The organism is Bacteroidota bacterium (genome assembly GCA_038746285.1).
Taxonomy (GTDB): domain Bacteria; phylum Bacteroidota; class Rhodothermia; order Rhodothermales; family JANQRZ01; genus JANQRZ01.
In genome coordinates this window covers 35755-62405 of record JBCDKT010000017.1, presented here as the reverse complement: position 1 = coordinate 62405, position 26651 = coordinate 35755, and the positions used below count along the sequence as shown (strand labels likewise).

Annotated in this window: 24 protein-coding genes; 19 read left to right on the top strand and 5 right to left on the bottom strand. The window is 67.9% G+C overall.

Translation table 11 applies throughout. The features are described from left to right. Nucleotides 1-49: 49 nt before the first annotated feature. The 8 genes from AAGI91_07640 to AAGI91_07605 all read left to right on the top strand — a co-directional run bounded on the left by AAGI91_07640 (nt 50) and on the right by AAGI91_07605 (nt 12126). Nucleotides 50-1165 (top strand): efflux RND transporter periplasmic adaptor subunit, encoded by a 1116-nt coding sequence (locus AAGI91_07640; protein MEM1042488.1) that lies wholly within the window; start codon nt 50-52, stop codon nt 1163-1165. A 332-nt stretch (nt 1166-1497) separates the two neighbouring features. Then, nucleotides 1498-4659, top strand: coding sequence for an efflux RND transporter permease subunit (locus AAGI91_07635; GenBank protein ID MEM1042487.1), 3162 nt, complete (start codon nt 1498-1500; stop codon nt 4657-4659). A gap of 218 nt (nt 4660-4877) precedes the next feature. Continuing rightward, nucleotides 4878-5897, top strand: coding sequence for a hypothetical protein (locus tag AAGI91_07630; protein MEM1042486.1), 1020 nt, complete (start codon nt 4878-4880; stop codon nt 5895-5897). Between the two features lie 141 nt (nt 5898-6038). Further along, nucleotides 6039-8231 carry a TonB-dependent receptor gene (locus tag AAGI91_07625; protein ID MEM1042485.1) on the top strand — a complete coding sequence of 731 codons (2193 nt, stop codon included), beginning with the start codon at nt 6039-6041 and terminating at the stop codon, nt 8229-8231. A 65-nt stretch (nt 8232-8296) separates the two neighbouring features. Then, on the top strand, nt 8297-9115 hold the full coding sequence (locus tag AAGI91_07620) for a hypothetical protein (GenBank protein MEM1042484.1): 819 nt from the start codon (nt 8297-8299) through the stop codon (nt 9113-9115). Between the two features lie 64 nt (nt 9116-9179). Beyond that, nucleotides 9180-9938: a glycosyltransferase family 2 protein gene (locus AAGI91_07615; GenBank protein MEM1042483.1), complete on the top strand. Its 759-nt coding sequence runs from the start codon at nt 9180-9182 to the stop codon at nt 9936-9938. 209 nt (nt 9939-10147) lie between these two features. After that, nucleotides 10148-11095: a branched-chain amino acid transaminase gene (locus AAGI91_07610; GenBank protein MEM1042482.1), complete on the top strand. Its 948-nt coding sequence runs from the start codon at nt 10148-10150 to the stop codon at nt 11093-11095. Between the two features lie 137 nt (nt 11096-11232). Further along, on the top strand, nt 11233-12126 hold the full coding sequence (locus tag AAGI91_07605) for a hypothetical protein (protein MEM1042481.1): 894 nt from the start codon (nt 11233-11235) through the stop codon (nt 12124-12126). A gap of 6 nt (nt 12127-12132) precedes the next feature. Here the strand turns inward: AAGI91_07605 and AAGI91_07600 are convergent, their stop codons facing one another. The 4 genes from AAGI91_07600 to ruvA all read right to left on the bottom strand — a co-directional run bounded on the left by AAGI91_07600 (nt 12133) and on the right by ruvA (nt 15321). Continuing rightward, nucleotides 12133-12606 carry a MarR family transcriptional regulator gene (locus AAGI91_07600; GenBank protein ID MEM1042480.1) on the bottom strand — a complete coding sequence of 158 codons (474 nt, stop codon included), beginning with the start codon at nt 12604-12606 and terminating at the stop codon, nt 12133-12135. Between the two features lie 76 nt (nt 12607-12682). Beyond that, complete coding sequence (locus AAGI91_07595; protein ID MEM1042479.1) at nt 12683-13765, bottom strand: ATP-binding protein; 1083 nt, start codon at nt 13763-13765, stop codon at nt 12683-12685. 56 nt (nt 13766-13821) lie between these two features. Then, a complete protein-coding gene (locus AAGI91_07590) occupies nt 13822-14544 on the bottom strand; it encodes a response regulator transcription factor (protein MEM1042478.1) in 723 nt (240 codons plus the stop codon). Between the two features lie 186 nt (nt 14545-14730). After that, a complete protein-coding gene (gene ruvA, locus AAGI91_07585; protein MEM1042477.1) occupies nt 14731-15321 on the bottom strand; it encodes a Holliday junction branch migration protein RuvA in 591 nt (196 codons plus the stop codon). Nucleotides 15322-15454: 133 nt separating this feature from the next. Between ruvA and AAGI91_07580 the strand changes: the two genes are divergently transcribed. From AAGI91_07580 to AAGI91_07570, 3 genes are all read left to right on the top strand, one after another. After that, nucleotides 15455-16036 (top strand): TetR/AcrR family transcriptional regulator, encoded by a 582-nt coding sequence (locus tag AAGI91_07580; protein MEM1042476.1) that lies wholly within the window; start codon nt 15455-15457, stop codon nt 16034-16036. A gap of 162 nt (nt 16037-16198) precedes the next feature. Further along, nucleotides 16199-17107, top strand: coding sequence for an SDR family oxidoreductase (locus AAGI91_07575; GenBank protein ID MEM1042475.1), 909 nt, complete (start codon nt 16199-16201; stop codon nt 17105-17107). 206 nt (nt 17108-17313) lie between these two features. Then, complete coding sequence (locus AAGI91_07570) at nt 17314-17778, top strand: VOC family protein (GenBank protein MEM1042474.1); 465 nt, start codon at nt 17314-17316, stop codon at nt 17776-17778. Here the strand turns inward: AAGI91_07570 and AAGI91_07565 are convergent. Further along, nucleotides 17775-19448 (bottom strand): NAD+ synthase, encoded by a 1674-nt coding sequence (locus AAGI91_07565; protein ID MEM1042473.1) that lies wholly within the window; start codon nt 19446-19448, stop codon nt 17775-17777. The genes AAGI91_07570 and AAGI91_07565 overlap by 4 nt on opposite strands. Before the next feature lie 114 nt (nt 19449-19562). Here AAGI91_07565 and AAGI91_07560 point away from each other — a divergent pair, with 114 nt between their 5' ends. The 8 genes from AAGI91_07560 to AAGI91_07525 all read left to right on the top strand — a co-directional run bounded on the left by AAGI91_07560 (nt 19563) and on the right by AAGI91_07525 (nt 26626). Next, entirely contained in the window at nt 19563-20606 is a 1044-nt protein-coding gene (locus AAGI91_07560) for a DUF262 domain-containing protein (protein MEM1042472.1), read from the top strand. An 808-nt stretch (nt 20607-21414) separates the two neighbouring features. Beyond that, a complete protein-coding gene (locus AAGI91_07555; GenBank protein MEM1042471.1) occupies nt 21415-21855 on the top strand; it encodes a cupin domain-containing protein in 441 nt (146 codons plus the stop codon). 306 nt (nt 21856-22161) lie between these two features. Further along, the gene (locus tag AAGI91_07550; protein ID MEM1042470.1) at nt 22162-22383 is read left to right on the top strand and encodes a DUF433 domain-containing protein; all 222 of its coding nucleotides are present in this window, start codon (nt 22162-22164) and stop codon (nt 22381-22383) included. A 73-nt stretch (nt 22384-22456) separates the two neighbouring features. Then, nucleotides 22457-22789, top strand: coding sequence for a DUF5615 family PIN-like protein (locus AAGI91_07545; protein MEM1042469.1), 333 nt, complete (start codon nt 22457-22459; stop codon nt 22787-22789). 146 nt (nt 22790-22935) lie between these two features. Continuing rightward, nucleotides 22936-23145: a hypothetical protein gene (locus AAGI91_07540; GenBank protein MEM1042468.1), complete on the top strand. Its 210-nt coding sequence runs from the start codon at nt 22936-22938 to the stop codon at nt 23143-23145. Further along, the gene (locus AAGI91_07535) at nt 23142-23396 is read left to right on the top strand and encodes a type II toxin-antitoxin system RelE/ParE family toxin (GenBank protein ID MEM1042467.1); all 255 of its coding nucleotides are present in this window, start codon (nt 23142-23144) and stop codon (nt 23394-23396) included. Before AAGI91_07540 ends, AAGI91_07535 begins: the two co-directional genes overlap by 4 nt. Before the next feature lie 36 nt (nt 23397-23432). Continuing rightward, entirely contained in the window at nt 23433-25310 is a 1878-nt protein-coding gene (murJ, locus tag AAGI91_07530; GenBank protein MEM1042466.1) for a murein biosynthesis integral membrane protein MurJ, read from the top strand. Next, nucleotides 25271-26626: a DUF4147 domain-containing protein gene (locus tag AAGI91_07525; GenBank protein MEM1042465.1), complete on the top strand. Its 1356-nt coding sequence runs from the start codon at nt 25271-25273 to the stop codon at nt 26624-26626. The genes murJ and AAGI91_07525 overlap by 40 nt, the downstream gene beginning before the upstream one ends. Nucleotides 26627-26651: the final 25 nt, after the last annotated feature.

The following is a 26651-nucleotide window of genomic DNA, read 5'->3' as shown; positions in this document are numbered from 1 at the left end:
CACGTCCACGCTGACTTCTTTACCTATGCCCCCATTCCCACCCGCCGCCATGTCTGTGCTGTTCTCCCCTCGAGGGCACCGCCTTCTTTCGCTGGCTGTATTCCTTCTTGCGGCGACCGGTTGCGGCGACGAGTCGGCCGATCAGGCCGAGGTGCTGCGCCCCGTACGCTACGCTGCGGCCGTCACGGGCAACAGCGAGCAGACGCGCACGTTCGCGGGCGTGGCCCAGGCGGGCACGCAGGTGCAGCTGAGCGCCCGCGTGGGGAGCACCATCGAGACGGTTGCGGTCGAGGTCGGCGCGTCCGTACGCCGGGGGCAGACGCTCGCGCGCCTCGACGCGACCGACTATGTGATCCAGCAGCGCCAAGCCGAGGCCGCCGTCGCCCAGGCCGTGGCCCAGCTCCGCAACGCCGAGGCCGCCTACGACCGCACGCAGGAGCTCTACGCCAACCAAGCCGCGGCACTCGGCGACCTCGACGCGGCGCGGGCGCAGTTCGAATCGGCGGGGGCGCAGGTCCGCTCGTCGGAGGCCCAGGCCGATGCTGCCCGGCGGCAGGTCGGCTTCACGCGGCTCACTGCGCCCGTATCGGGCTCCGTGGCCTCGGTGCTCGTCGAGCCCGGCGAGCAGGTGGGCGTCGGGCAGACCGCGTTCGTGCTCACCGGCGGCGGTCAGCCCGAGGTGCAAGTCGCCGTACCGGAAGGGCTCATCGGTCGCATCCGCTCCGGAGCCTCGGCGACCGTCCGCATCGGAGCACTCGGCGGCGAGGCGTTCGTGGGTACCGTCGCCGAGATCGGCGTTGCGGCGACGAGCAATGCCACCACGTTCCCCGTGAACGTCCGCCTCACCGGCGACGCGAGCGCCGTGCGCCCCGGCATGGCCGCCGAGGTGACGCTTGCCTTCCGCCAGGCCGCCGCGTCCGGCGACCGCGTGATCGTACCGCTGGAGGCCGTCGCCGAGGACCGCTCCGGGCGCTACGTGTTCGTGCTGGAGCGGCAGAGCGATAGCGAGGCCGTCGCCCAGCGCCGCGCCGTCGAGACGGGCCAGTTCGCCGCGGAGGGCGTCGAGATCCTCACGGGCGTCCAGGACGGCACGCTGGTCGCCACCGCCGGGGTGAGCGTGCTCGCCGACGGCCAGCGCGTCGCGCTGCTCGGTGCCGCTGACTAGCAACCACGAAGCCCTATGAGGCTCTCCACCCTGGACAGCTCACCGGTGACGGTGTTCACAGAACCTGTTCTTCCTGTCATCCTGAGCGGAATTCGCGCAGCGAATGGAGTCGAAGAGCCTGCCCCCGCGAACGCGGGGGATCCTGGTTCGTGTCTCTTTGCCAAGAAGAGGCTTGGATGCTGGCCCGGAGATTCTTCGAATCGCTACGCTCGCTCAGAATGACGTCGTCTTTTTGGAAGCCTTCCCTTGCCAGCCCTGACTAGGGCTCGCCTCGCGCAGGCAAGGGGAACGCTCACTGAACACCTCAGCTCATCCCCATCTTCTCGCCGACCATGGACCTCACCCGCTACGCCATCGAGAACCGGGTCGTCACGGCGGTCGCGCTCGTGGTGGTCCTCCTCCTCGGCATCCAGTCCTACCTCGACCTCCCGCGCTCGGAGGACCCCGGCTTCCTGATCCGCGTCGCCAACATCGTGACGCCGTTCCCGGGGGCCAGCCCCGAGCGCGTCGAGGAGCTCGTCACCGACAAGCTGGAGGCGCGCATCCAGGAGATCCCGGAGGTGGACAACATCGTCAGCCAGTCGCGCACCAACCTCTCGATCATCACGGTCACCCTCAAGGACGAGGTGCAGGACCTGCAGCCCGTCTTCGACCGCATCCGGCGCAAGGTCGAGAGCGCCGAGGCCGACCTCCCGGACGGCGTCACCTCCGATGTCAACGACGAGTTCGGCGACGTCTTCGGGACACTGCTCACGCTCACCGCCGACGGCTTCTCCTACCGCGAGCTCGAAGACGCCGCCGACCAGGTCCGCAACGAGCTCCTCCGCATCGAGGACGTGGCCAAGGTGGACATCTACGGCGCGCAGGACGAGCGGGTCTTCGTGGAGTACGACAACGCGCGCCTCTCCGAGCTGGGCCTCTCGCCGGGGCAGCTGCAGGGCGTCCTCCAGGCGAGCAACATCATCATCTCGGGCGGGACCGTCGAGACGGGCGTCGAGAGCATCGCGCTGGAGCCGTCGGGCTCGTTCGACACCGTGGACGCGATCCGCCGGGCCGTCATCACGCTGCCTGGCTCGGGCCAGGTCGTCTTCCTCGACGACATCGCGCGCGTCGAGCGCGGCTACGTCAACCCGCGCGCCGAGGAGGTCCGCATCTCCGGCCGCGAGGGCCTCATCCTCGCCATCTCGATGCGCGACGACGGCGACATCATCGGGCTCGGCGAAGAGGTGCTCGCCACCACGGCGCAGCTGGAGGCCCGCTTCCCCGTCGGCGTCGAGTTCGGCGTGGTGAGCTTCCAGCCGGAGGTCGTCGAGCGCTCGGTATCGAGCTTCACCGTGTCGGTCGCGCAGTCGGTCGGCGTCGTGATCGTGGCGATGCTCCTGTTTCTCGGGCTGCGCACGGGCCTGATCGTCGCCACGCTGATCCCGATGGCGATGGTGGCGACGATGCTCTTCATGGGCGTCCTCGACATCGGCATCGACCAGATCTCGCTGGCGGCGCTCATCATCGCGCTGGGGCTGCTCGTGGACAACGCCATCGTCATGAGCGAGGCGATCATGGTCGGGATGGAGGAGGGCAAGCCCGCGAAGACCGCCGCCATCGAGGCCGCGAGCGAGCTGCGGATCCCGCTCCTCGTCTCGTCGCTGACGACGGCGGCGGCGTTCCTGCCGATCTCGCTCGCCGAGTCGCAGGTGGGCGAATACACGGCCCCGCTGGCGCAGGTCATCATCATCACGCTGCTGGCGTCGTGGGTGCTCTCGCTGACGATGATCCCGCTGCTGTGTGTGGTCTTCCTCCGGGTGAAGGCCCGCGAGGAGGGTGAGGAGGAGTACGGCTCGGTGTTCTACCGCCGCTACCGCGGGCTCCTCACGGCGCTGGTCGGGCACCCGCTCGTCACTGTGATCGCGGCGTACGGGCTGCTCGTCGTGGCGTTGTGGGGCTTCGGCTTCGTGCCGCAGTCGTTCTTCCCCGAGAAAGAGGAGGTGCTCTTCACCGGCCAGTTCGATCTGCCCTACGGCACGTCGTTCGAGGAGACGCAGGCCGTCACGGCGGACATCGAGGCGTTCCTCGCGTCCGAGTTTGCGCGCCCCGACCGACCGCCGGGCTCGGAGCCTGAGGACGACGAGGTCGCGCTCGAAAACTGGGCGTTCTTCGTCGGCACCGACGCGCCGCGCTTCAACCTCGGCTACAACCCCGAGCAGCCCCGCACCAACTACGCGTCGATGATCGCCAACACGACGACCTTCGAGGCGCAGGCCGGGATCATCGAGCGGCTGCGGTCCTACGTGGAGGTGACCCACCCCGGCGTCGACGCGACCGTCGAGGCGCTCACGAGCGGCCCCGGCGGCGGCGACCCCGTCGAGGTGCGGCTCTACGGCGACGACCCGGCGGTGCTCTTCGGCCTCGTGGACGAGGTCAAGGCCCACCTGGCCACGCTCACCGGCCCGCGCGCCATCACCGACAACTGGGGCGCGTTCACCAAGAAGCTCCGCGTCGAGATCGACGAGGCGCGGGCGGCGCGGGCGGGCGTCTCCAACCAGGACGTCGCGGTGTCGCTCCAGGCGGCGGTCTCCGGCATCGTGGCGACGCAGTTCCGCGAGGGCGACGAGCTCATCCCGGTCACGCTGCGCTCCACCGACGGGACGCGCGCCCAGCTGAGCGAGATCGAGTCGATCAACGTCTACGCGCAGAGCACGGGGCGCAACGTCCCGCTGGGCCAGGTCGCGACCATCGAGCTGGCCTTTGAGCCCTCGCGCGTGCTGCGTCGCAACCGCCAGCTCGCCGTCACGGTGGCCTCCGACCTCGACGACGCCACCGGCGTGACGGCCTTCGACATCGTGGCGGAGCTAGACCCGTGGCTGGCCGAGCAGCAGGCGGCGTGGCCCGTCGGCTACGCCTACGAGATCGGCGGCGAGTTCGAGAGCTCGTCCGACGCCAACGCCTCCATTGGGGCGAAGCTGCCACTCGCAGGCCTCGTTATCCTGATGCTGCTCGTGTGGCAGTTCAACTCGCTGCGCAAGCCGACGATCATCCTCCTCACGATCCCGCTGGCGCTCATCGGCGCGACGATCGGGCTGCTCGTCACGGGCCTCTCGTTCGGGTTCATGACGCTGCTGGGGCTGATCGCACTGGCGGGCATCGTCATCAACAACGCCATCGTGCTCATCGACCGCGTCCAGTTCGAGATGGACGAGAACGGGCACCCGCCGTTCCGCGCGATCATCGAGGCGGGGCAGCGGCGCTTCCGCCCGATCATGCTCACCACGGCCACGACGGCGGGGGGCCTGCTCCCGCTGTGGCTCGGCGGCGGCCCGCTCTTCGAGTCAATGTCGGTGGCGATCCTCTTCGGGCTGCTCTTCGCGACGGTGCTCACGCTGGGCGTCGTGCCCGCGCTCTACGCGCTCTTCTTTCGCGTCCGTTCCGAGGACGATGCCGGCGACAACGGCTCCGTCTTCGAAGGCGCAGACCCAGCGCCACCGAGTACTTCGGCGTAGGTCCGCTGGGAGCTACTACCGCCTCGCATGCAGCCGTGCAATCCATCGGCTAGCTTTCGGCCAAGCAGACCGGCGCAGCGTAACGAACGGGGAGCAGGTTTAGACTGGAAGAGTACCGCCGAAAAGATGTGACAGGAGGCTGTCACCGGCGGTTGGTAGTCTTGCGTCGAGGGACGCTGTCCCTCGTTGCCTCCACCCCACACCAGCCTCCCGATCTCATGACCACGCGCATCAACCCCCTCAGCCGGCGGCCCCAGCAGCGCCGCCTCGTCATGGCCGTGCGCGGCGCGGCGGGCGCGGGCAAGAGCGTCTTCGCCGCCTCCCTCGCCGACGCCGGCCTCGGCCGCCTCTGCTTCTTCGACACCGAGCGCAAGGGCCGCCTCCTCCCCGGGGCCGACGGCTCCGCCTTCGACGGTATCGAGGTCCAGCACCCGGACGAGCTCCCCCAGTTCATCGACTGGGCGCTCGACGGCGAGGGCCGTGCCCAGGGCTACGGCTGCTACGCGCTCGACAGTTGGGCGATGTACTTCGGCCGCCAGCACCGCCAGACGATCCAGGCCGTCCGCGCCCGCACCGGCGACCCGACGTCCCAGCCCTCGGCCGAGGAGCTGCAGGCCGACCAGCTCGTCCTCCAGGAAGTCCTCCGCCGCCTGTGCGTCGACTCCGGCGCGTGCGTCGTCATCACGGACCAGATCGCGGCGAAGGGGAAGGAGGACCAGGAGGAGAACCAACTCGGCCGCGTCCTCCCGCTCACGACCGGCGGGCTGGAATACTTCGTCGACGTGATGGTCGAGCTCTCGGTGCGCGTCGACGGGTTCGAGCCGGTGCGCGTGGCGACGGTCGTCAAGAGCAACGTGCCCGGCCTGCCGGTCGGCCTCGAACTGACGAACCCGGTCTTCAAGGACTTCCTCGACCTCGTCGGCGACGGCCCGGCCCCGCAAAACGACGAGCCGGAGCACATCGAGATCGCCGAAGAGACCGAGCCCACGGGTCCGACGGTTGAGGATCTCGTCGCCACAGCAGCCGGGTACGGGATCGACCGGGCCAAGCTGACCGTCGCGGCGAAGCACTACTGCGGCGCGCCCGACCTCGACGCGCTCCGCCCGGAGCAGATCGAGGGCTTGCTCGGCCGGATGCAGACGCGCTACGGCTCCGGGGACGGTGCCGCCGTCGGCGGCGACTCGGCGAGCGTGCCGGACGCGGCGGTGGAGGTGAGGGCGGCGAAGCGAAAGAAGTGACACGGCTACCGTTCGACGTGGCAGGGGCGTATGGCGATACGCCCCTACAGCATGCGCTTGGGCACGCGGCAGTGCCCTGCGAAGCGCCTCACCGACGGGAGAGGGCCGTGCTATCTTGCAGGCCGTTTTTCCAACTGCTTGATGGTTCGTCTTCTCCTGGCGCTCGCGCTGTGCGCGCTGTGCCTCGGCCCCGGCGCTGAGGCGCAGCGCGCCGTGCTCTCCGGGGCCGTCGTGGACGCGGAGGACGGGCAGGCGCTCGCCGGGGTCAACGTGGTTCTGGAGCGCCAGGACGGGCAGACCTTCGGGCGGGCGACAGGCCGCGACGGGGGCTTCGCCTTCGGCGGCCTCCTGCCGGGGCGCTACGCGCTCGCGGCGACCTTCCTCGGCTACGACGCCTTCGCCGACACGCTCGCCCTCGCCTTCGGCGACCGGGTGACGCTGGAGATCGCCCTTGCCCCGGCGGAGACCGCGATGGAGACCGTGACCGTCGAGACCGAGCGGACGACGACGACCTCGGCCCCGGCAGGTCTCGTCCAACTTCGCCCGGCCGACCTCGCCGTGATCCCCGCGCCGGACCTCAGCGGCGACCTCGCGGGCGTGCTCACCGTCCAGCCCGGCATCGCCACGATCGGCGACCGCGGCGGTCAGCTCTACATCCGAGGCGGAACGCCGACGCAGAACCTCGTCCTCGTCGACGGGATGCGCCTCTTCCAGCCGTTCCACATCGTCGGGTTCTACTCGGCGTTCCCGGCCGAGATCGTGCAGCAGGCGGACGTCTACGCAGGCGGGTTCGGGGCGCGCTACGGCGGGCGGATCTCGTCGGTGATCGACGTGCAGACGAAGAACGGGAGCAAGCAGCGCTTCGGCGGGTCGGCGTCGCTCGCGCCGTTCCTGACCTCGGTCCGCGTCGAAGGGCCGATCGTGCCGGACGAGGCGTCGTTCGTGCTCAGCGTGCGCGAGTCGGTCGTGGAGCGCGTGGCCGAGCAGGTCGTCGGCGAGGCGCTGCCGTACCGCTTCGGCGACGCCTTTGGGAAGGTCCACTTCTTCACCGGGCCGGCGTCGTTCGTCAGCCTCACCGGGCTGCGCACGACCGACGCGGGGACCATCAGCGGGGTCGCCGACCAGACCCGGATCGACTGGACCAACGAGGCCCTCGGCGGGCGCTTCTTCTACCTCCCGCCCTCGGTCGCAGCGGCGCTCGACGTCACGGTCAACTACGCGGCTTACCGCTCCTCGTTCGAGCCGGACCGGGCTCCGGCGCGCGACGCCGACGTCAGGAGCTTCGGCGGGCAGTTCGCGCTCGCCTACTACCTGGGCCGCGCCGAGGTCCACTTCGGGTTCGGCGGCCAGACGCTGCTGTTCGACTACACCTTCGACCGTGCCGGACCGACCCAGCGCGAGCGCACGACCGAGGGCACGTTCTTCGTCGAGGCGGAGTTCGACCTCGGGCGCGGCGTCCGCGTCGAGCCGGGACTGCGGCTCCAGACCTTCCCGGCGCAGCAGCGCGACCTCTCGCTCGAACCGCGCCTGCGCGCCTCGTGGGCGGCCTCGCCCGGGCTCACGCTCAGCACCGCCCTCGGCCTCTACCGGCAGGAGATCATCGGGCTCAGCGACGAGCGCGACATCGGCGACGTGTTCACCGCCTGGGCCTCGATCCCCCAGAACGAGCCGACGCCGCGCGCGCTCCACGCCATCCTCGGGGCCGAGGTGCGGCCAACGGCCAGCCTCGCGCTCGGCGTGGAGGGCTACGCCAAGCAGCTCGACGCGATGCAGGTGCTGCTGGCCGACCGCGGCCTCGTCCGCTCCAACGGCGAGGTGTTCGGCGTCGACCTCCGCGCCGAGTGGGGCCGCCGCCCACTCACGCTCCTCGCCACCTACGGCTACTCGGCCTCGACCTACCGCAACGCACGCGAGGCGTACCGGCCGCCGCACGACCGCCGCCACCGGCTCAACCTTGTCGGCACCTTCGAGCGCGGGCCGTGGCGCCTAGCCGCGCGCTGGCAACTCGCCTCGGGCCGCCCGTTCACCCGCCTCGTCGGCGTCTTCGACGACCTCGGCGCGCCCGACCCCGCTGGCGAGTTCCTGACTGCTGAAGGCACCCCGGCAGTTATCCCCGAGGCTGTCCCGTTCCGCGGGCTGACCCCGTCGTACCACCGCCTCGACGTGTCCGCCGAGCGCGACTTCGACCTCGGCCCGGCCCTGCTCACACTCCAGGCTAGCGTCATCAACACGACCGACCGCGCCAACTTCTTCTACTACGACGCCCTCCGCGCAGACCGCGTCGACCAGTTCCCGCTGATCCCGTCGGTCGGCCTCCGCGTGGCGTTTGAGTGAGGATGCCAAGCATGGAAGACCGGAAGAGCGGAAGGATGGAAGACACCGAGGGCCGGGGTCGAGCTATGCTTGCCCGCTTTCGCTTCTCCTTCCTTCTCTTCTTGGTCGCTCTCCTCTCTCCTCTCGTCGGGTGCTCCGACGCGTTCGATCCGTTCGTAGAGTCGGACCAGACGTTCGCGCTCTACGGGTTCCTCGATGCCCGGGCGGGTACGCAGTTCGTCCGCCTCCAGCTCATCACGGCGCGGGCTGAGGGCGGGAGCACCGACGACGCCCGCGTGACCTCGACCGACCTCACGACGGGCGCGACCCTCGCCTGGCGCGACTCGCTCGCCCTGCCCGGCGAGGGGGCCTCCGGCACCGTGTTCGTCGCCGACTTCCAGCCCGTCGCCGGGCGCGCCTACCGGATCGAAGCCGTCCGGCGCACCGGCGGCGCAGCGACGACGGCCGAGGTCCGCCTCCCGTCCGAGCCCGCGCTGCGCCCGGACGACCCCGACGTGTTCAACGAGGTCGTGTCGCAGGTGCTGAGAATCGAGACCGCCGAGGTGCCGGGTGCGATTGCGGTCACGTACACCGTGCGGGCCGAGGGCGCAGAGCCACGCCGGTTCGACGTGGCCTACGACACCGCCGAGCCCGTGGACGCCGGCTTCGGCGTGCTCCTCAGCCTCTCCCGCGACGCCGGCACCGTCCTGTCGAGCTTCGAGCCCGGCGCCGAGGTCGAGTTGCTCGCGCTGGAGATCGCCTACGACGTGGTAGACGGACGGGCTGCCCCGGTCACGGGCGGGCTGGGACTCGTCGGCGCGGCGGCGCGGTTCACGAGCCGCTGGACGCTCGCGCCTGGGATCGTCGAGGCCCTCGGCTTCGTCGATGCCCAAGGGGCGAAGTGACGGCAGCGTGATGGACGGTACGTGCGGCGGGCGGTAGCTTCCGGCCTCACCCTGCCCTGCGCTCGTGCACACGCTCGTCATCATCCCGGCCTTCAACGAAGCCCGCTCCATCGGCCGTGTCATCGGCGACATTCCCGACGCCGTCGACGAGGTCGTGGTCGTCAACAACGCCTCGACGGACGAGACCGAGGACAACGCCCGCGCCGCCGGGGCGACGGTCCTCCGCGAGGAGCGACGAGGCTACGGCTCGGCCTGCCTGTGCGGGATCGCCTACGCCACGACCCGGCAGCCGGACGTGGTCGTCTTCCTCGACGGCGACTACTCCGACCACCCGGACGAGATGACCCGCCTCCTCGGCCCGATCCGGCGCGGCGCGGCCGACTTCGTCGTCGGCTCCCGGATGACGGGCGTGCGCGAGCCCGGCGCGATGCTGCCGCAGGCGCTCGTCGGCAACCGGATCGCGTGCACGCTCATGCGCTGGATCTGGGGCGCGCGCTTCACCGACCTCGGCCCCTTCCGCGCCATCCGCTTCGCCGACCTCCTCGCCCTCGGGATGCAGGACACGACCTACGGCTGGACCGTCGAGATGCAGATCAAGGCTGTCCGCGCCGGGCTCCGCTGCGCCGAGGTGCCCGTCTCGTACCGCCGCCGGATCGGCGTCTCGAAGATTACCGGCACGCTCGCGGGCACCGCGAAGGCGTCGGCCAAAATCCTGTGGACGATCGCCCGCTACGCCGCCGTGCCGGTGAAACGGTGGGACGGTAGGGCAGAGGACGGAGAACAAAAGACGGAGGACGGTAGGACTGCCGTCTCCGGGAGGTGATGCCGTCTCCGGGCTGGGGGTGAGCATGCTACGCCCCTACGGGGGCCGGTCGCCATCGCCCCGGTGCCGCCTGACCGTCCTCCGTCTCGCCAGTCCTCCGTCCCACCGAAGCGGAAGCGCTTCCGAAACCTTGAAGAGGCGGGCCGCGATTCAGTATCTTGGCTCCCTTCTTTCCGCCGCGCGTCCTTTAATCACCCGACCGAGCACTCATGCCACACAAGATCTGGTTCAACGGCGATCTCGTCCCCTTCGAGGACGCAAACATCCACGTCCTTTCCCACGTCGTCCACTACGGATCCTCCGTGTTCGAGGGCATCCGCTGCTACCAGACCGAGCGTGGCCCGTCCATCTTCCGGCTCGAAGAGCACATGCAGCGGCTCGTCGACTCGGCCAAGATCCACCGGATGGAGATTCCCTACTCGCTCGACGAGTTGTGCCAGGCGTGCGTCGACACCGTCGCCGAGAGCGGCCTCGACGCGTGCTACCTCCGCCCCCTCGTCTTCCGGGGCCACGGCCCGATGGGGGTCAACCCGCTCAACAACCCGGTCGAAACAGTCGTCGCCGTGTGGGAGTGGGGGAAGTACCTCGGCCCCGAAGCGCTCGAGCAGGGCGTCGACGTGCAGGTCTCGTCGTGGAACCGCAACGCGCCGAACACCACGCCGTCGCTCGCCAAGGCGGGGGCGAACTACCTCAACGCGGCGCTCATCAAGATGGAGGCCGTCAAGAACGGCTTCACCGAGGGGATCGCGCTCAGCGTGGACGGGCTGCTCTCCGAGGGCTCGGGCGAGAACCTGTTCCTCGTCAAGCGCGGCAAGCTCTACACGCCACCGACCGGACTCTCCGTCCTCCCCGGCATCACGCGCGACACGGTCATCGCGCTGGCCCAGGGCCGGGGCTACGAGATCGAGGAGAAGCTCATCCCGCGCGAGGCGCTCTACATCGCCGACGAGCTCTTCTTCACCGGCACCGCCGCCGAGGTCACCCCGGTCCGCTCGGTCGACCACATCCCGGTCGGCCAGGGGCGCCGCGGCCCTGTCACGGAGACGCTCCAGACGGCTTACCTCGACGCAGTCGAGGGGCGGTCCAGCCACGACGAGTGGATGACCTTCGTCGAGCCGAAGGGCCACGTCTCGGAGGCGGAGGAGGTCGCCGCCTGAGCACGTCCCATCTTTTGCGTACGTTAGACCTGCGCATCGCCGCCCGGAGCTTCGGCATCGGGCGGCGACTGCGTTTAAATTCTGGGCCCGCCCGGTTGATATAGGAGCTATCGCCCTCCCCCAAGCTAACTGCTGCTATGCTCGCTCGCGCGCTTCCCCTCGCTCTGCTCGTTGCCCTCGCCCCGCCGGCTGTAGCCCAGCCGGACATCAGCGCCCAGCCGCTCTACGGGACCGTTACGCTGAGCGCAGGCTTCCAGCCCGACCCCCACCGGAGCAGCGTCGTCGCAGGTGGCACGAGCGAGAACCCGGTCAACGGGGCCGGCTGCGTAGGCTACCTGAACATGGAGCGCCCTGACCTCGACCTGAACTACACGGCGGGCAGCTATCCGCTCCGGATCTCGGTGGACTCTTCCACCGACACCGCCCTCCTCATCAACCAGCCCGACGGCTCGTGGGTCTGCGACGACGACGGGGGCGACGGCAGCGACCCGCTCGTCGTGTTCTCGGAGCCCCAGAGCGGCAACTACAACATCTGGGTGACGACCTACAACGCCAACGCGCAGTCCGACGCCGTCGTCTCGATCACCGAGGCCGGGTCGCGCCAGGCGACGGCGTCCTCCGGGTCGCCGAACATCGGGGCGCAGCCGCTCTACGGCACGATGACCCTCTCGTCGGGCTTCCAGCCGGACCCACAGGTGAACACGATCCAGGCCGGGGGCAGCAGCGCCAACCCGATCAGCGGAGCCGGCTGCGTGGGCTACATCAACCTGGAGCGGCCCGACCTCGACCTCAACTTCACGCCGGGAGCCTATCCGCTCTACATCTACGTCCGTGCCGCGTCGGACACGACGCTGCTCGTCAACCTCCCCGACGGCTCGTGGGTGTGCAGCGACGACGCCACTGGCTCGAACCCGATGGTCCAGCTTTCCCAGCCGATGGCGGGCAACTACAACATCTGGGTGGGCACCTACCAGGCCGGCGCGACGCAGCAGGCGACGGTCTACGTCTCTGAAGTGGCCCCGGCCAAGTGACCCTCCTCAGGCCGGGACCTCGGCGGCCTGCCGCACCTTCTCCAGCAGGTGCGAGAGCATCCGGTGCTCGTCGTCGGTGAGGCCGCTGGCTAGCTCGTGCATCATGGCATCGACGGGGTGGTCGAGCCTCGCCAGGCGCTCCAGCCCCTCGTCGGTGATCCAGACCTCGACGACGCGGCGGTCGTGGTCGGCGCGGCGGCGGTCCACGAAGCCGGCCGTGCCGAGCCGGTTGAGGAGGCGCGTCACGTCGGGCGTCCGGTCCATGAGGCGCTCGCCGATGTAGCTGCAGGTCGCCCGCTCGGGGTGGCACCCGCGGAGGATACGCAGCACGTTGTACTGCGCCGGCGTCAGGTCGTGCTCGCTCATCACGTCAGCCAGCCGGCCCATGATGAAGGGCTGCGTGACCATCACGCTGAGCAGCGCCTCGTGGGCGGGCGAGGCGAAGCGGTCTTGTTTGATGAGGTCGGAGAGCGTGCTCACGGGTCCGGGCGTCGAAGTACTGTGTAGGTTAGGCGATGGAACCCGGCACCCCGCATTTGTTCCGGTCCAGCCGGGGCTAAACGAGGGGCCCTGGTACCTCAGAAACGGGTTCGGCGACGCCGAGGGGCAAGTGGAACGAGAACGACGAGCCATAGTCCGGGCGGCTCTCGATGCGGAGCCGCTGCCCGTGCGCCTCGAGGATGTGCTTGACGATGGCCAGGCCGAGGCCGGTGCCGCCCTGCGACCGGCTCCGGCTCCGGTCCACGCGGTAGAAGCGCTCGGTCAGGCGCGGGATCTCCTCGGCCGCCACCCCGATCCCGTCGTCCACGACGCTGACGCGGACCGTGCCCTCGGCGGTCGCGCGGGCGGCCACCTCGACGCGACCGCCGGGGTTGTTGTACTTGAGCGCGTTGTCGACGAGGTTAACGAGCACCTGCCGAAGCTGATCGCGGTCGCCGGTCACCGGCGGCAGGTCGGGCGGCACGCGGCGCAGGATCTGGGCCTCTTCGGCCTCGGCCACCGGCTCCAGCGACTCGGCGACGTCCTCGACGAGCGCGCTCAGGCTGAACCCGGCCTGGGTCATCGTCAACTCGCCGCTCTCGATCCGCGAAATCGCGAGCAGGTCGCGGGCGAGGCTGTCGAGCCGCTGCGCATTGCGCCCGATCTTGGCCACGAACCGGCGGTTGACGGCGGGGTCCTCGAGCGCCCCGCCGAGGAGCTGCTCGGCGAAGCCAGAGATGACGAAGATCGGGGTCTTGAGCTCGTGCGAGACGTTGCCCAGAAACTCGCGCCGGTAGTCTTCGAGCCGCTCGAGCCGCTCGATCTCCTGCTGGAGCGTGCGCCCAGCCCGGTAGACCTGCCAGAGCAGGGCGTCGAGCTCGTCCCGGTCCTCCGGCGACCGGAGCCGGCCGAGCGCGTCGAACCGCCGCTTGCGCGCCGAGCGGAGCGTGGCCCGGGCGAGTTCGAGCCGCCGCGCGACGAGCACCTGGACCGCCCCGTACGCCGCCAGGCCAGCGGCGAGGCCGAGGAGCGGCGGTGCCCACGCCTCCGGCATCCCCGCCAGCACCACGCCGAGCGCCACGCCCGCCACCACGGCCCCGGTGACGACAGCCGTTTTGAGCGCGAGCCGGTTGACCCGCCGCACGGGCGAGTCGGACATAGGCGGGGCAGGGGCGTCAGCGGCCACGAGGCGTCAGGGCTAGAAGAAGCCCGAAGCTACGCCACCGACTCGGCCAGCTTGTACCCGATGCCCTTGACGGTCTCGATCGTCCCGCTGCCGAGCTTCTCGCGGATCTTGCGGACGTGCACGTCCACGGTCCGGTCCACGACGTAGACGTCCGGCCCCCAGACGTGGTTGAGGAGGTCTTCGCGCGTGAACACCTTGCCTGGGTGCGAGGCCAGGAAGAAGAGCAGCTCGAACTCCTTACGCGGCAGGCGGAACTCCTCGGCCTCGCCGGCGGCGTCCCGCGTGACGAGGTAGCGGTCGCGGTCGATGACGAGGTCGTGGACGCGGAGCTGGCTCGTGGTGGCGGCCTCGGCACGCTCGCTGCGGCGCAGGAGGGCGCGGACGCGCGAGGCGAGGAGGCTCGGCGAGGTCGGCTTGGTGAGGTAGTCGTCGGCCCCGGCGTCGAGGCCGAGGATCTCGTCGCGCTCCTCGCTGCGGGCGGTCAGCATGAGGATCGGGACGAGGCGGAGGGTCGCGTCCTCGCGCAGCCGCTGGCAGGTCTCGAGGCCGTCCATCCTCGGCATCATGATGTCGAGCACGACGAGGTCCGGCCGCTCGGCTTTGGCGACGCGCAGCGCCTCCACGCCGTCCCGCGCCGTCAGCACGTCGAAGCCCTCGCGCTCGAGCGCGTACGAGAGGAGGTCGAGGAGGTCCTCTTCGTCGTCCACAAGCAGGACGGTCCCGGAGGAGAGGTCGAACGAGGGATCGGCCACGGCAGGGCGGAAAGGTGAGAGGGGGGCCAGCCTTTAAGGTAGGGCCTTCGGTATACCCTCGCTTTACGGGAGCGTTAAGAGAGGAGGAGCGGAGGGTGGGAAGAGCGGAAGAACGCAGGACTCACCGCTGGGCTAACCGTACCCGTTCTCGTCTCCGCTTCCGTTCCTCCGCGCTACTCGCTCGCCCTACCGCAGCGCGAGGCGGATCAGCTCCTCGGCCGTCACCGCGCCGTCGTGGTCGCGGAGCGCTTTGCGGATGCGCTTCTCGGCCTCGGCGCGGGCGAAGCCGAGCGACTCGAGCGCGGCGCGCGCGTCGGCCCGGACGCTCGCCGTGCCGTCGCCGCCGACGGCCGTCGCGCCCTCGAACCCGTCGAGGCTCGCCAGCCGGTCTTTCAGTTCGACGACCAGCCGCTCGGCGGTCTTCTTGCCGACGCCGGGGATGCGGGTGAGCACGCTCGCGTCGCCCTCCAAGATGTGGTCGCGCAGCGCCTCGGGCGACATCGCCGACAGCGCCGCGAGCGCCAGCTTCGGCCCGACGCCCGAGACACCGACGAGGGTGCGGAAGAGCGTCCGCTCGGCGTCGGTGGCGAAGCCGAACAGCGTCTCGGCGTCTTCCCGGATGTGGTGATGCGTCAGCAGCTTGACCGGCTTGCCCGCCGCCGGCAGCTTCTCGAACGACGACATCGGGATCAGGACGTGGTACCCGATGCCCTGCACGTCGACGACGGCGTCGGTGGGCGACTTGGCGGCGAGCGTGCCGGAGACGTAGGTGATCACGGTCGGGAGGTCAGGCAGTCTAGGGTCGAGAGTCGGGTGAAGGTACGCCGCCCGAGTGACAGCACCTCGTCAGCCCCGAAGCGCCCTGAACCTCGCATCGGACCGAGCGTTCCAGAATAAATACACCCGCGCCATGCCCCGATCCAAAGCCTTCGACCCCGACGCCGCGCTCGACCGCGCCGTCGACCTGTTCTGGCAGCGCGGCTACGAAGCCGTCTCGATTCAGGACCTCGTCGATCACCTCGGGATCAGCCGCAGCAGCCTCTACCAGACCTTCGGCGACAAGCAGGCGCTCTGGCTCGCGGCGCTCGACCGCTACAAGCAGCAGGGCGAGGGCGAGGCTCGGCTCCTGCGTGAGTCGGAGACCGAACCGCTCGCCGCGCTCCGGCGCTACTTCCAGGCCATCGTGGACTATGCCGCCGCCGACGCGGACTACCGGGGCTGCCTCCTCGCCAACGCCGCCGTCGAGCGCGGCCCATCAGACGCCGAGACAGCGCGCCGGGCCGAGGCCGCTCTCGCCGGGATGCAGCAGACCTTCGAGCAAGTCATCCAGCGAGCGCAGGCGGCAGGCGAACTGCCTGCGGATCGGGCTGCGACGGCACTCGGGCGCTACCTCGCCAACGCCGTCTACGGGCTGAAGGCGACCGCACGGCTCGGCCCGTCGAAGGCCGCGCTGCAAGATGTGGTAGACCAGACGCTGCGGACGCTGGAATAAAAATCCACTACTCGTCGGAACAGACAGACGCGCTCAGCATATTTAGGAACGATCATTCCAAATAGGTGTCATTCTCAAGACACTGCCTTCTGCGACGCACGCCTCGGTGGCCCCCCGCCACCTTCTGCCGGCTTCGCTATCCACACCCAACCCTCTACCGTCATGTCTCAGTCCCAGAACGTTCTCGTCACCGGCAGCAGCAGCGGCTTCGGTCTGCTGATCGCCCGCACCCTTCTCACCGGCGGGCACACCGTCTTCGCCACCATGCGCGCGCCCGAGGGCCGCAACGCGGAGGCCGCTGCCGACCTCAGCGCCTTCGCAGACGAAACCAGCGGCACCGTCCACATCCTTGACCTCGACGTGACCAGCGATGCGTCCGTCGACCAGGCCGTCCAGCGGGCGATCAGCCTGGAGGGTCACATCGATGTGGTGGTCAACAACGCGGGCTTCGGTGGCGGCGGACTGACGGAGACGTTCACGGTGCCGCAGTTCGAGACGATGTTCGACGTCAACGTATTCGGCGTGCAGCGCGTCAACCGCGCGGTGCTCCCTGCGATGCGGGCGCGCGGCAAGGGCCTGCTGGTTCACATTTCCAGCACGCTGGGCCGCGTCGTCCTCCCGTTCTCCGGTGCCTACACGGCGTCCAAGTTCGCCGTCGAGGGACTGGCCGAAAGCCTGCGCTACGAACTGGCTCCGACGGGCGTGGACGTGGCGATTGTCCAGCCGGGTGGTTTCGGCACTAACTTCTTCGACAGCATGGTCCCCGGTGCCGACGACGCCCGCGCCGAGAGCTACGGCCCTCTCGCCGAGATGCCTGGTCAGATGTGGAGCGGCGTCGGCGAGATGCTCCAGGGCGACGATGCCCCCGATCCCCAAGAGGTCGCCGACGCGGTGGCGACGCTCATCGCCACCCCGGCGGGCGAGCGCCCTCTGCGCGTCGTGGTAGACCCGATGACGGGCGGCGACGGCGCGAAGGCGATCAACGAAACCGCGGCCCATGTGCAGCAGCAGACGCTCGAAGGGTTCGGCATGGAAGGCCTGCTGTCCGTCCAGCCCGCCGAAGCCTCGTGAGCCTCCGCGGAGGAGTATGCTCGGACCTCGCCGTCGCGTTCTTCGCGTCGCCGGGAGGCGAGCTACGTCACCGGCGACACGCTGCCGGTCGACGGCGGTATGAGCGTCTGACCCGCAGTGCGCCTGGTGATTGCCGAGGCTCCGCCGGCACCCCGGCGGGGCCTCGGCGTTTAGCAAGCTCCTCTCTCACCTCACCCTTCTGCTCCATGCCTGCCCGCCTCGGCCACCTCCGCCTCGACGTCGAAGACCTCGCTCGCGCCGCCCAGTTCTACACCGAGGTCTTCGGCCTCACCGTCCACGAGCGTGCCACAGACGACGCGAGCCACTACGCCTTCCTCACCGACGGCCAGGGGATGCACCACCGGCTCGTCCTCCGCCAAGCCCGCGACGAGGCCGGACGCGACCTCGACGATGCGACGCGGCTCGACCACTTCGCGTGGGAGGTCGAGGACGAGACCGCGCTCCTCGCCGCTGTCGAGAAGCTGAAGGCGATGGACGTGGAGATGAGTCTGGAGGAGGCCGGGATCGCGTGGCAGTGCTACTTCCGCGACCCCGAGGGCGTCCGGCTCGAACTCTACTGCGACCGCCGCACCCGCGCCGGCGGGCGTCCGCTCTGGCAGGGGCAGCAGGAGAACCTGACGCTGAAAGCGCTCCGCGAGGCTGCGGGCTAGGCCTCCGTCTCCTTCGGCAGCGAGCGGGTGCGCTTCATCACGATCGGGATGCGGCGGCCGTGGCCGAACGCCTTCGCCGAGACGCGCAGCCCCGGCGGGGCCTGCCGCCGCTTGTACTCGTTCCGGTCCACCATCCCGAGCACGCGTGCCACGAGCGCCGGGTCGAAGCCCGTCCGGTGGACGATCTCGCGGAGGTCGAGCAGCTCCTCGATGTAGAGCTGGAGGATCAGGTCGAGCACGTCGTAGGGCGGGAGCGAGTCGGAGTCGAGCTGGTCCGGGCGGAGCTCGGCGCTGGGCGGCTTGGTGATCGTGCTTCGGGGGATGAGGTCGCGCCCGGCGCGGGCGTTGACGTGCTCTGCGAGGGCGTAGACCTGCTGCTTGAAGACGTCGGAGAGGACCGCGAGGCCGCCCGACATGTCGCCATAGAGGGTCGCGTAGCCGACGGCCATCTCGCTCTTATTGCCCGTCGTGAGGAGGAGCTTGTTGAACTTGTTCGAGACCGCCATCAGCGTCACGCCCCGCGCCCGTGACTGGACGTTCTCCTCGGCGATGCCCTCGTCCGTCCCCACGAACAGACCCGACAGCATCGTCCCGAACGCGTCGACCGCCGGGACGATGGGCACCTCGTGGAAGGCGATCCCGAGTCTCTCGGCGAGCGCCCGCGAGTCGTCCACCGAGCCGGGCGACGAGTACTTCGACGGCATCGTGATCCCGGTGACGGCGTCGGCCCCGAGCGCTTCGACCGCGAGCGCGCACGTCACCGCCGAGTCGATCCCGCCGCTGAGACCGATGAGCGCGCCGTCGAACGCGCCGGTTTTCTCGTAGTAGTCCCGGATGCCCATCACGAGCGCGTCGTGGAGGTCGGTGATGGGGTCGTGCTGCATCGGGCACGGGCCGGTCTCCGCTTCAGTGTCCCACACGAGCAGCGCCTCCTCGAAGCTCGGCGCGCAAAGGATGCGGGTGCCCCGCGAGTCGTGGACCCGGCTGTCGCCGTCGAAGAGGATCTCGGTGTTGGCCCCGACCTGGTTGACGAGGACGAACCCCAGACCGTGCTCGCGGCAGCTCTCGGCGATGACGGCGTTGCGCGCTTCGTGCTTGCCGAGCGCGAACGGCGAGGCCGAGATGTTGACGTAGAGGTCGGCCCCGGCGTCGGCGAGGGCGTCGATGGGGTTGGCGGCGTAGAGGTGGACGGCGGCGTGCTCCTCGTTATTCCACATGTCCTCGCAGACGTGCAGCCCGAGCCGGACGCTACGGAAAACGACCGGCTCACACGCCGTCCCCGGCTCGAAGTAGCGGACCTCGTCGAACACGTCGTAGGTCGGGAGCAGCACCTTCCGCACCTCGGCGACCTGCTCGCCGCCCTCAAACAGCAGCGCCGCGTTGAAGAGCCGCTTGCCAATTGCGCTCGGGTTCTGCACCGGCGCGCCGATCAGCACCCCGATCTCCGGCGGTACGGCGACGGCGATCCGCTCGATGGTCGCCTCTACATCGTCGAGGAACGCTTCGCTCTCCAGCAGGTCGAGCGGCGGGTAGCCGACGACGCACAGCTCGGGGAAGACGGCGAGGTCGGCTCCGGCCTCGGCCGCGCGGCGGGCGAAGGCGACGATGGTATCCGCGTTGCCGTCGAGGTCGCCGACGGTGGGGTTGATCTGGCAAAGGGCAATCTTCATGGGCGTAGTCAGTATTATCGCTTCCGCATTAACGAGCGACAACAATCACTGCCTCGCACCAATCTCAAGAGAGGTCGAAACGAGCCGGTGAGGCTGTCACCTTGCAAGCAGACTATGAAAGTTATAACTACGACGACGACGATTGCTTCCTACTGTGAAGAAATGGAAGAGGAGAAGCTTGTCATTAACCGCGACTACCAGCGCTCGCACAAGGTATGGCCGGTCAAGGCCAAGTCATATCTAATCGACACTATCCTCCTTGGTTTTCCCGTACCAAAGCTTTCTCTATATCAAAAGACTGATCTAAGAAGCAGAAAGACTATAAAGGAGATAGTGGATGGGCAGCAGCGTAGCATGACCATCTTCGAGTTCTCAAAAGACAAATTTAAAATAACCGGCGACAGCGAGTTCTCAGGACGTAATTTTTCAAACCTCGAAGAGGATCAGCAGGCAGCATTCCTAGAGTATCAGTTGAGTCTGGATTTATTCGTTGGTGCGACAATGGAGCAGATACGACAGGTATTCAGAAGAATAAACTCATATAATGTACCCCTTAACAGACAAGAGTTACGTCATGCTACCTTTCAAGGAGAGTTTAAATGGTTCATTGTAAGGCTGGTTGAGCGTTACGCTCAATCATTGAAAGATATTGGCGCTTTCAAAGAGAGTCAGCTAAGTAGAATGAAAGACGCCAATCTATTGACAGAAATAATTGATGCCGCTGAAAACGGAATTGTTAGCGCATCAGATACTAAGCTCGATGATTTCTACAAAGAACACGACAAGTTATTTGAATTGAAAGAGGAATATGCTTCTCTGGTTGATCGCGCCTTCGACTACTTACTAGAATGGAATGAGATCCACAACAGTCCAGTTGTAAAGCCTTACAACCTATACACACTATTCTTGGCGCTAATGCATCACATGCGTCCGTTTGACAGCTTACAGGAGGAATACATGGTAGATGAGCCGCAAGTTATCGACAGTGGAGCTACCCTGCAGTCTTTGAGCGAGGTTGCCGATGTTCTATCTGAACCGGAGAGGGCAGATACTGATTTCAACGACTTTACTGAGGCAAACTCGAAAGCCACCAACAGAATTGGGCCGCGGAAAACACGATTCAAGTTCCTATGCTCTAGAATCAAGCTGCAGCATTAGGGATGAGAGCATCTTCTAAACTTAGTAGCTTAGAGAAAAGTTGCTGCAGAAGACTTAGGCAGATTCAGGTGATCATCAGGGGAACTGATCTGACTAGTCCTTGGTGGGGAAGCCGTTTTGGATTAGGATATACAATTATCGAAATACAAAATACATGGTATAACTTTTCCAGATCGTACTATATGTCATATCTGAAAAACCTCTAACATCTACTGGGACGAAAGTTGCGTGTGCTTCAGGCTCTGGCTACAACGACCATATTGGAAAGGTGATAGTCCATTTTAACCCGTGGGCCACGCCGAGGTCTGACGGTACGTGGCATCGCAGAACTGAACCAGCATGGCATGATCCCAATGTGCTAATGACAAGCTGTAGCTTGATTGGTGCATCCAACCTGACTGATGTCCAGTCTGCATTTTCAAGTGGCACGCGAGTTTTCGGAGATCTCCCGGTGTTCAGGAATTATTTTGCACATAGAAATGAAAGAACACAGGAGGCAGCAATGAATGTGATGCCTCAGTATGGAATTCCTGCTTCGCTCAGGCCATATCAGGCACTAATGCGTAAGGGCATCGGGCGACACCAGGCACTCATCCACGATTGGATAGACGATATCGTGTTCACAGCAAGGTACCTCTGCCATTGACGCTAAACCTTTGCAGTGACTTGCTCCTTGCGATTCAATTGGAGTTGCCCCGCGCAATGTAGATGTGCCTGATTTAAAGCTGGTCTTGTAACGACAAACTGGGGTTTCTACTACAGACTTCCGACTCACATTGGCTGACAAACGCAGGATGCTAAGCACTGGATTGACACGCTCGGGCTAGAGCCACCGCCGGAGGAGGGCGGCTGGTACCGCGAGGTCTACCGCGCCGCGGAGTCGATCCCGACGGACGGCCTGCTCCAGCGCTTCGACGGCCCGAGCACCTTCGCCACCTCGATCTACTACCTCCTGCCGGGCGACGAGGTCTCCGCCTTCCACCGCGTCCGGCAAGACGAGACGTGGCACTTCTGCGAGGGCAGCCCGCTGACCCTCCATACGCTCGGCGCGGCAGGGACCTACGCGCAGCTTCACCTCGGTCGGGCCGTCCCGGACCAGCAGTTCCAGATCACCATTCCCGGCGGCACCTTCTTCGCCGCTACGGTCGATGACCCGGCGGCGTTCGCGCCCGTCGGCTGTACCGTCGCTCCCGGCTTCGAGTTCGCCGACTTCGAGGCCCCGTCGCGGGCCGCCCCTCTGGCGCAGTAACCCCGAGCACGAAGCCCTCATCCGCCGTCTGACGCGGGCGTAGCGCGTCGAGGATGAAGCGAGACCCCCATTACAACGTCATCCTGAGCGAGCAAAGCGAGTCGAAGGATCTCTCCGGGTACGGCGCTCAAGCATGGCGCGACTTCGTGCGCGAGTCTTCATCGCTTCCTCCGTAGAGATGGGCTAGGCCGAACCTTCGGGTTCCTCGACTGCGCTCGGGATGACATCGGGGCCTAAGCGCAAGAACCGGCCTGTGAACCGGTACGCACCGCCGGGGTTACATTGCAGGACGCGGCGAGGACAACGATGGACTACCGAGACATCATCACTATCGAGCCGGGGAAGCGTGGCGGCAAGCCCTGCATTCGCGGGATGCGGATCACCGTCTACGACGTGCTCAGCTACCTCGCCTCGGGGATGAGTGTCGAGGAGGTATTGGACGACTTCCCGTACCTGACGCGGGAGGACGTGTTAGCATCGCTGAGCTACGCGGCAGAGCGAGAGCGGACGAAGATCGTTACGGTATGAACTGAAGAGCAGCCGGGCACAAGCTGCGTCGCAACAGAGGCAGACCCAAACCGCCGCCCGACAGCAAGCTCCGATGAAGCTCCTCTTCGATCAGAACCTTTCGCCTCGCCTCGCCTCTTCCCTCGCCGATCTCTTCCCCAATTCGGCACACGTCGCAGCGCTGGATCTCGACCGAGCCGATGATCGGGAGATCGTAGCCTTTGCTCGGCGAGAAGGCTTTGCCATCGTAACGAAGGACGCCGACTTCGACGACTTGCGGCTCCTACTTCCCGATGCTCCTCGTATCATCTGGGTGCAGCTCGGCAATTGCTCGACGCAAGACCTCGAGCATTTGCTGCGTCAGAATGCGGACGCCATTCAGGCGCTCGGTGCTGATCCTACCGTCACCCTGCTCTCGCTCCGCTGATGGACCCGAACGAGGACGCCCGACCGCTGGACGAGGCCGAGCCGCCGGACCCGGTGCCGGAGAGCAAGAAGGCGAAGCAGGCTGCGTCGCCCAGGACGGAACGCTCAGCCACATGGTGACGTGAGACCCAAAAGCAAAGAAGGGCCATGACGACTACGGAAACCCAGTTCGTGACGGATGACGCCGGGCAGCGCATCGCCGTACTCATCGGCCTCGACCGCTACCAGCAATTGCTCGACGCCGTCGAAGAAATTGATTCGATCCGCGCCTACGACGAGGCGAAAGCGAGCGGCGACGAGGCGATCCCGTTCGACGAGGCAACGCGCGAGATCGAACAGAACCGGGGCGCCGGGTGAGCTACCGCGTCGAGATCCTCCGGCGCGCCGCTAAGTCGCTCGCGAAGCTGCCGGAACGGGACTACGAGCGGGTCCGCGATGCTGTCCGTGCGTTGGGGACTGACCCGCGGCCACCGGGCTGCAAGAAACTGGTCGGGCGCGAGGGCTGGCGCATTCGGATCGGTCGCTACCGGGTGATCTACGAGATCGCCGACGTGGTTCGCGTAGTCACGGTGCTCGACGTGGGTCATCGCAAAGACATCTACGAGTAAGCGCAGCCTGTTCCCCCTCCTGCCGCCGCCCGATTCATGGACCCGAACGAGGACGCCCGACCGCTGGACGAGGCCGAGCCGCCGGACCCGGTGCCGGAGAGCGAGAAGGCGGACCAGGCCACGTCGCCCACCGCCGACGCCACGCCCGAAAGCTCGACCGAGGCGGCGCTCGAAGCCGAAGCAAGGCTCGAATCGGCAGGCAAGGCACCGAGGACCGGAGCCACGCCGCCCGAAGAGCAGCGCGAGAGCGCGGCTGGCCTCGTCGCCGGTGGGATTTTGCTGAGCCGCCTGATCGGATTCGTCCGCGAGCGCGCCATCGGCTACTTCTTCGGGGTCGGGCCCCACGCCGACGTGTTCCGCGTTGCCCTCCGCGCGCCGAACCTCCTGCAGAACCTCCTCGGCGAGGGGACGATTTCGGCGGCGTTCATCCCGATCTACAGCCGGATGCTGGAGCAGGGGCGGCCCGAAGACGCCGGCCGGTTCGCCGGGGCCATCCTCGGGCTGCTCACCGCGCTCGTCGCCGTGCTCGTCACGCTCGGCATCCTCCTCGCCGAACCGCTGACGACGCTCCTCCAGCCGGGCTGGCTCGGCGACGCCGAGAAGGTCGTCGCGGGCGAGATCGCGGTCGACCGGTTCCGCCTCGCCGTGCAGGCCGTCCGCGTCACGTTCCCGATGACGGGGCTCCTCGTCCTCAGCGCGTGGGCGCTCGGGGTGCTCAACAGCCACCGCAAGTTCTTCCTGCCGTACGTCGCGCCGGTCTTCTGGAACGCCGCCATCATCGGCGCGCTCATCTGGGCCGGGTTCACCTTCTTCGACGACCCGACGGCGCTCGACGAGCTCGACGTGATCCCGGTTGACGCCCTCAACCGGCTGCTCTTCGCCGGGCTGTGGGGCGCGCTCGTCGGCGGGGCGCTCCAGTTCGGGGTCCAGCTTCCGGCGGTGCTCCGCGTGATCCGCGGCTTCCGGCCGTCGTTCTCCACGAAAGTCGAGGGCGTCCGGCAGAGCATCAACGCGTTCCTGCCGGTCCTCGCCGGGCGCGGGGTCTACCAGATCTCGGGCTACCTCGACCTGCTCCTCGCCGGGTTCGCCGCCGTCGGCGCGATCTCGGCGCTGACGTACGCGCAGGTGCTCTACACGCTCCCGGTCTCGCTCTTCGCGATGAGCGTCGCGGCGAGCGAGCTGCCCGAGTTGTCGCGCCTCTCGGGTGCCCGCCCCGAGGCGTTCCTCGGCCGGATCGACCGCTCGCTCCGGCAGATCCTGTTTATGATTGCGCCGAGCGTGGTCGGCTTTCTCATCTTCGGCTTCCTCGTCGTGGCCGTCCTCTACCAGACCGGCTCGTTCGACCTCGACGACACCTACCTCGTCTATTTCGTCCTCGGGGCCTACGCCCTCGGCCTCCTCGCGACGACCGTCTCGCGGCTTCTCCAGAACGCGTTCTACGCGCTCGACGACACCAAGACGCCGGCCCGGATCGCGGTCGTCCGCGTCGCGGTCTCGGCGACGATTGGTGCGGGGCTGATGTTCGCGCTGGACCGGTACTCCGTACCGGAGCTCGTCGGGATTCCGGCCGAGGGGCGGCCACTGCGGATCGGCGCGGTCGGCCTCGCGCTCGGGTCGAGCGTCGGGGCGTGGGTCGAGCTGTGGCGGCTGCGCGCAGCGCTCCGGGCCGAGGTCGACGCCTTCCGCCTACCCGTCGGGCGGACGGTGCAGATGCTCGGCGTAGCGCTCCTGGCAGCCGTCCCGGCAAGCCTCGTACGGTGGCTCGTCCCGGTCGAGCCGTTTCCGGTCTGGGCCTACGGCGCGGCGATCCTCGCGCTCTACGGCGTCGGCTACCTCGCGCTCGCACACCTCCTCGGCTTCGACGAGGGCGAGGCGTGGACGGGCAAGATCACACGACGGCTTCGGAGGACATGATGAGCGTGGAGGGTAGAGAGAGACTGAAAGGCGATGCGCGGGCGATCTTCGAGGCAGCGGTGGAAGGCGTGCGGCCTTCGGCGCTGCTGGAGCGGGTCGATCTCGACGAGCACCTCGACCGGCCACTCGACGGGTACCGCCGCGTCGCGCTCGTCGGCGCGGGCAAAGCGTCAATGGCGATGGCGGGGATACTGGAGGCGCAGTCCGGCGATGCGCTCGGCGAAGGCCTCGTCGTCGTGCCGCACGGCTACCGGGCGACGTTCCCCGCGGGGCAGCCCAGGCCGAAGCAAACCGAGGTCGTCGAGGCTGGCCACCCCGTGCCGGACGCGGCTGGAGTGCAGGCAGCACAGCGCGTGCTGGGCCTCACCGAGAGCCTGGGGCCGGAGGACCTGCTGCTCGTCGCGCTCTCCGGCGGCGGCACCTCGCTCTGGCCCGCCTTCGCCGGGAGCATCGCGCTCGGCGACGCCAGAGAGACCTTCCACCTCTTGCTTCATGGAGGCGTCGATGTCCGCGCAGCCAACACTGTCCGGCGGCACCTGTCGCGCATCGGCGGTGGCGGCCTCGCCCGCGCCGCGCACCCTGCCTCGGTCCTCGCCCTCGTTGTCTCCGATGTAGTCGGCGACGACCTCCTCACGATTGCCAGCGGCCCGACCGTGCCCGACCCTACGACCGCGGCCGACGCCCGGACCGTGCTCCGGCAGGTCGGGCTGTGGGACGAGGTCCCCGCTTCGGTACGCGACCACCTCAGTCAGAACGAGGCCGAGCAGCAGGCCGGGTCGGACCGCGTGCGGACCGTCCTGGTCGGGTCGAACCGCGACGCCCTCCACGCCGCCGAGGCCGAGGCTAGGCAGCGGGGCTACGCGGTGGTCCGTGCGGCGAAGCCGGTGACGGGCGAGGCCCGCGCGGTCGGGCGGCGGCTCGCCGCCGAGGCGCTCGCGGTCGAGGCCGCCCGTCCGACCTGCCTGCTCTGGGGCGGCGAGACGACGGTGACCGTCACCGGCGACGGACGCGGCGGGCGCAACCAGGAAGTTGCCCTCGCCGCCGCGCTCGCGCTCGACGAGACGGATAGAGAGATTATCGTCCTCAGTGGCGGCACCGACGGGATCGACGGGCCGACCGACGCGGCCGGGGCGTGGGCGACGCCGCAGACGCTCGCCCGCGCCCGGACGCTCGGCCTCGACCCCACCGACTACCTCGCCCGCAACGACGCCCACCCGTTCTTCGACGCGCTCGGCCAGCTCCTCCGGCCGGGGCCGACGCACACGAACGTAATGGACGTGCAGGTCGCGCTCGTCCAGCCGGCATCAGGGTTGTAACCCTGGCAGGAATGCCCCGTAGGTG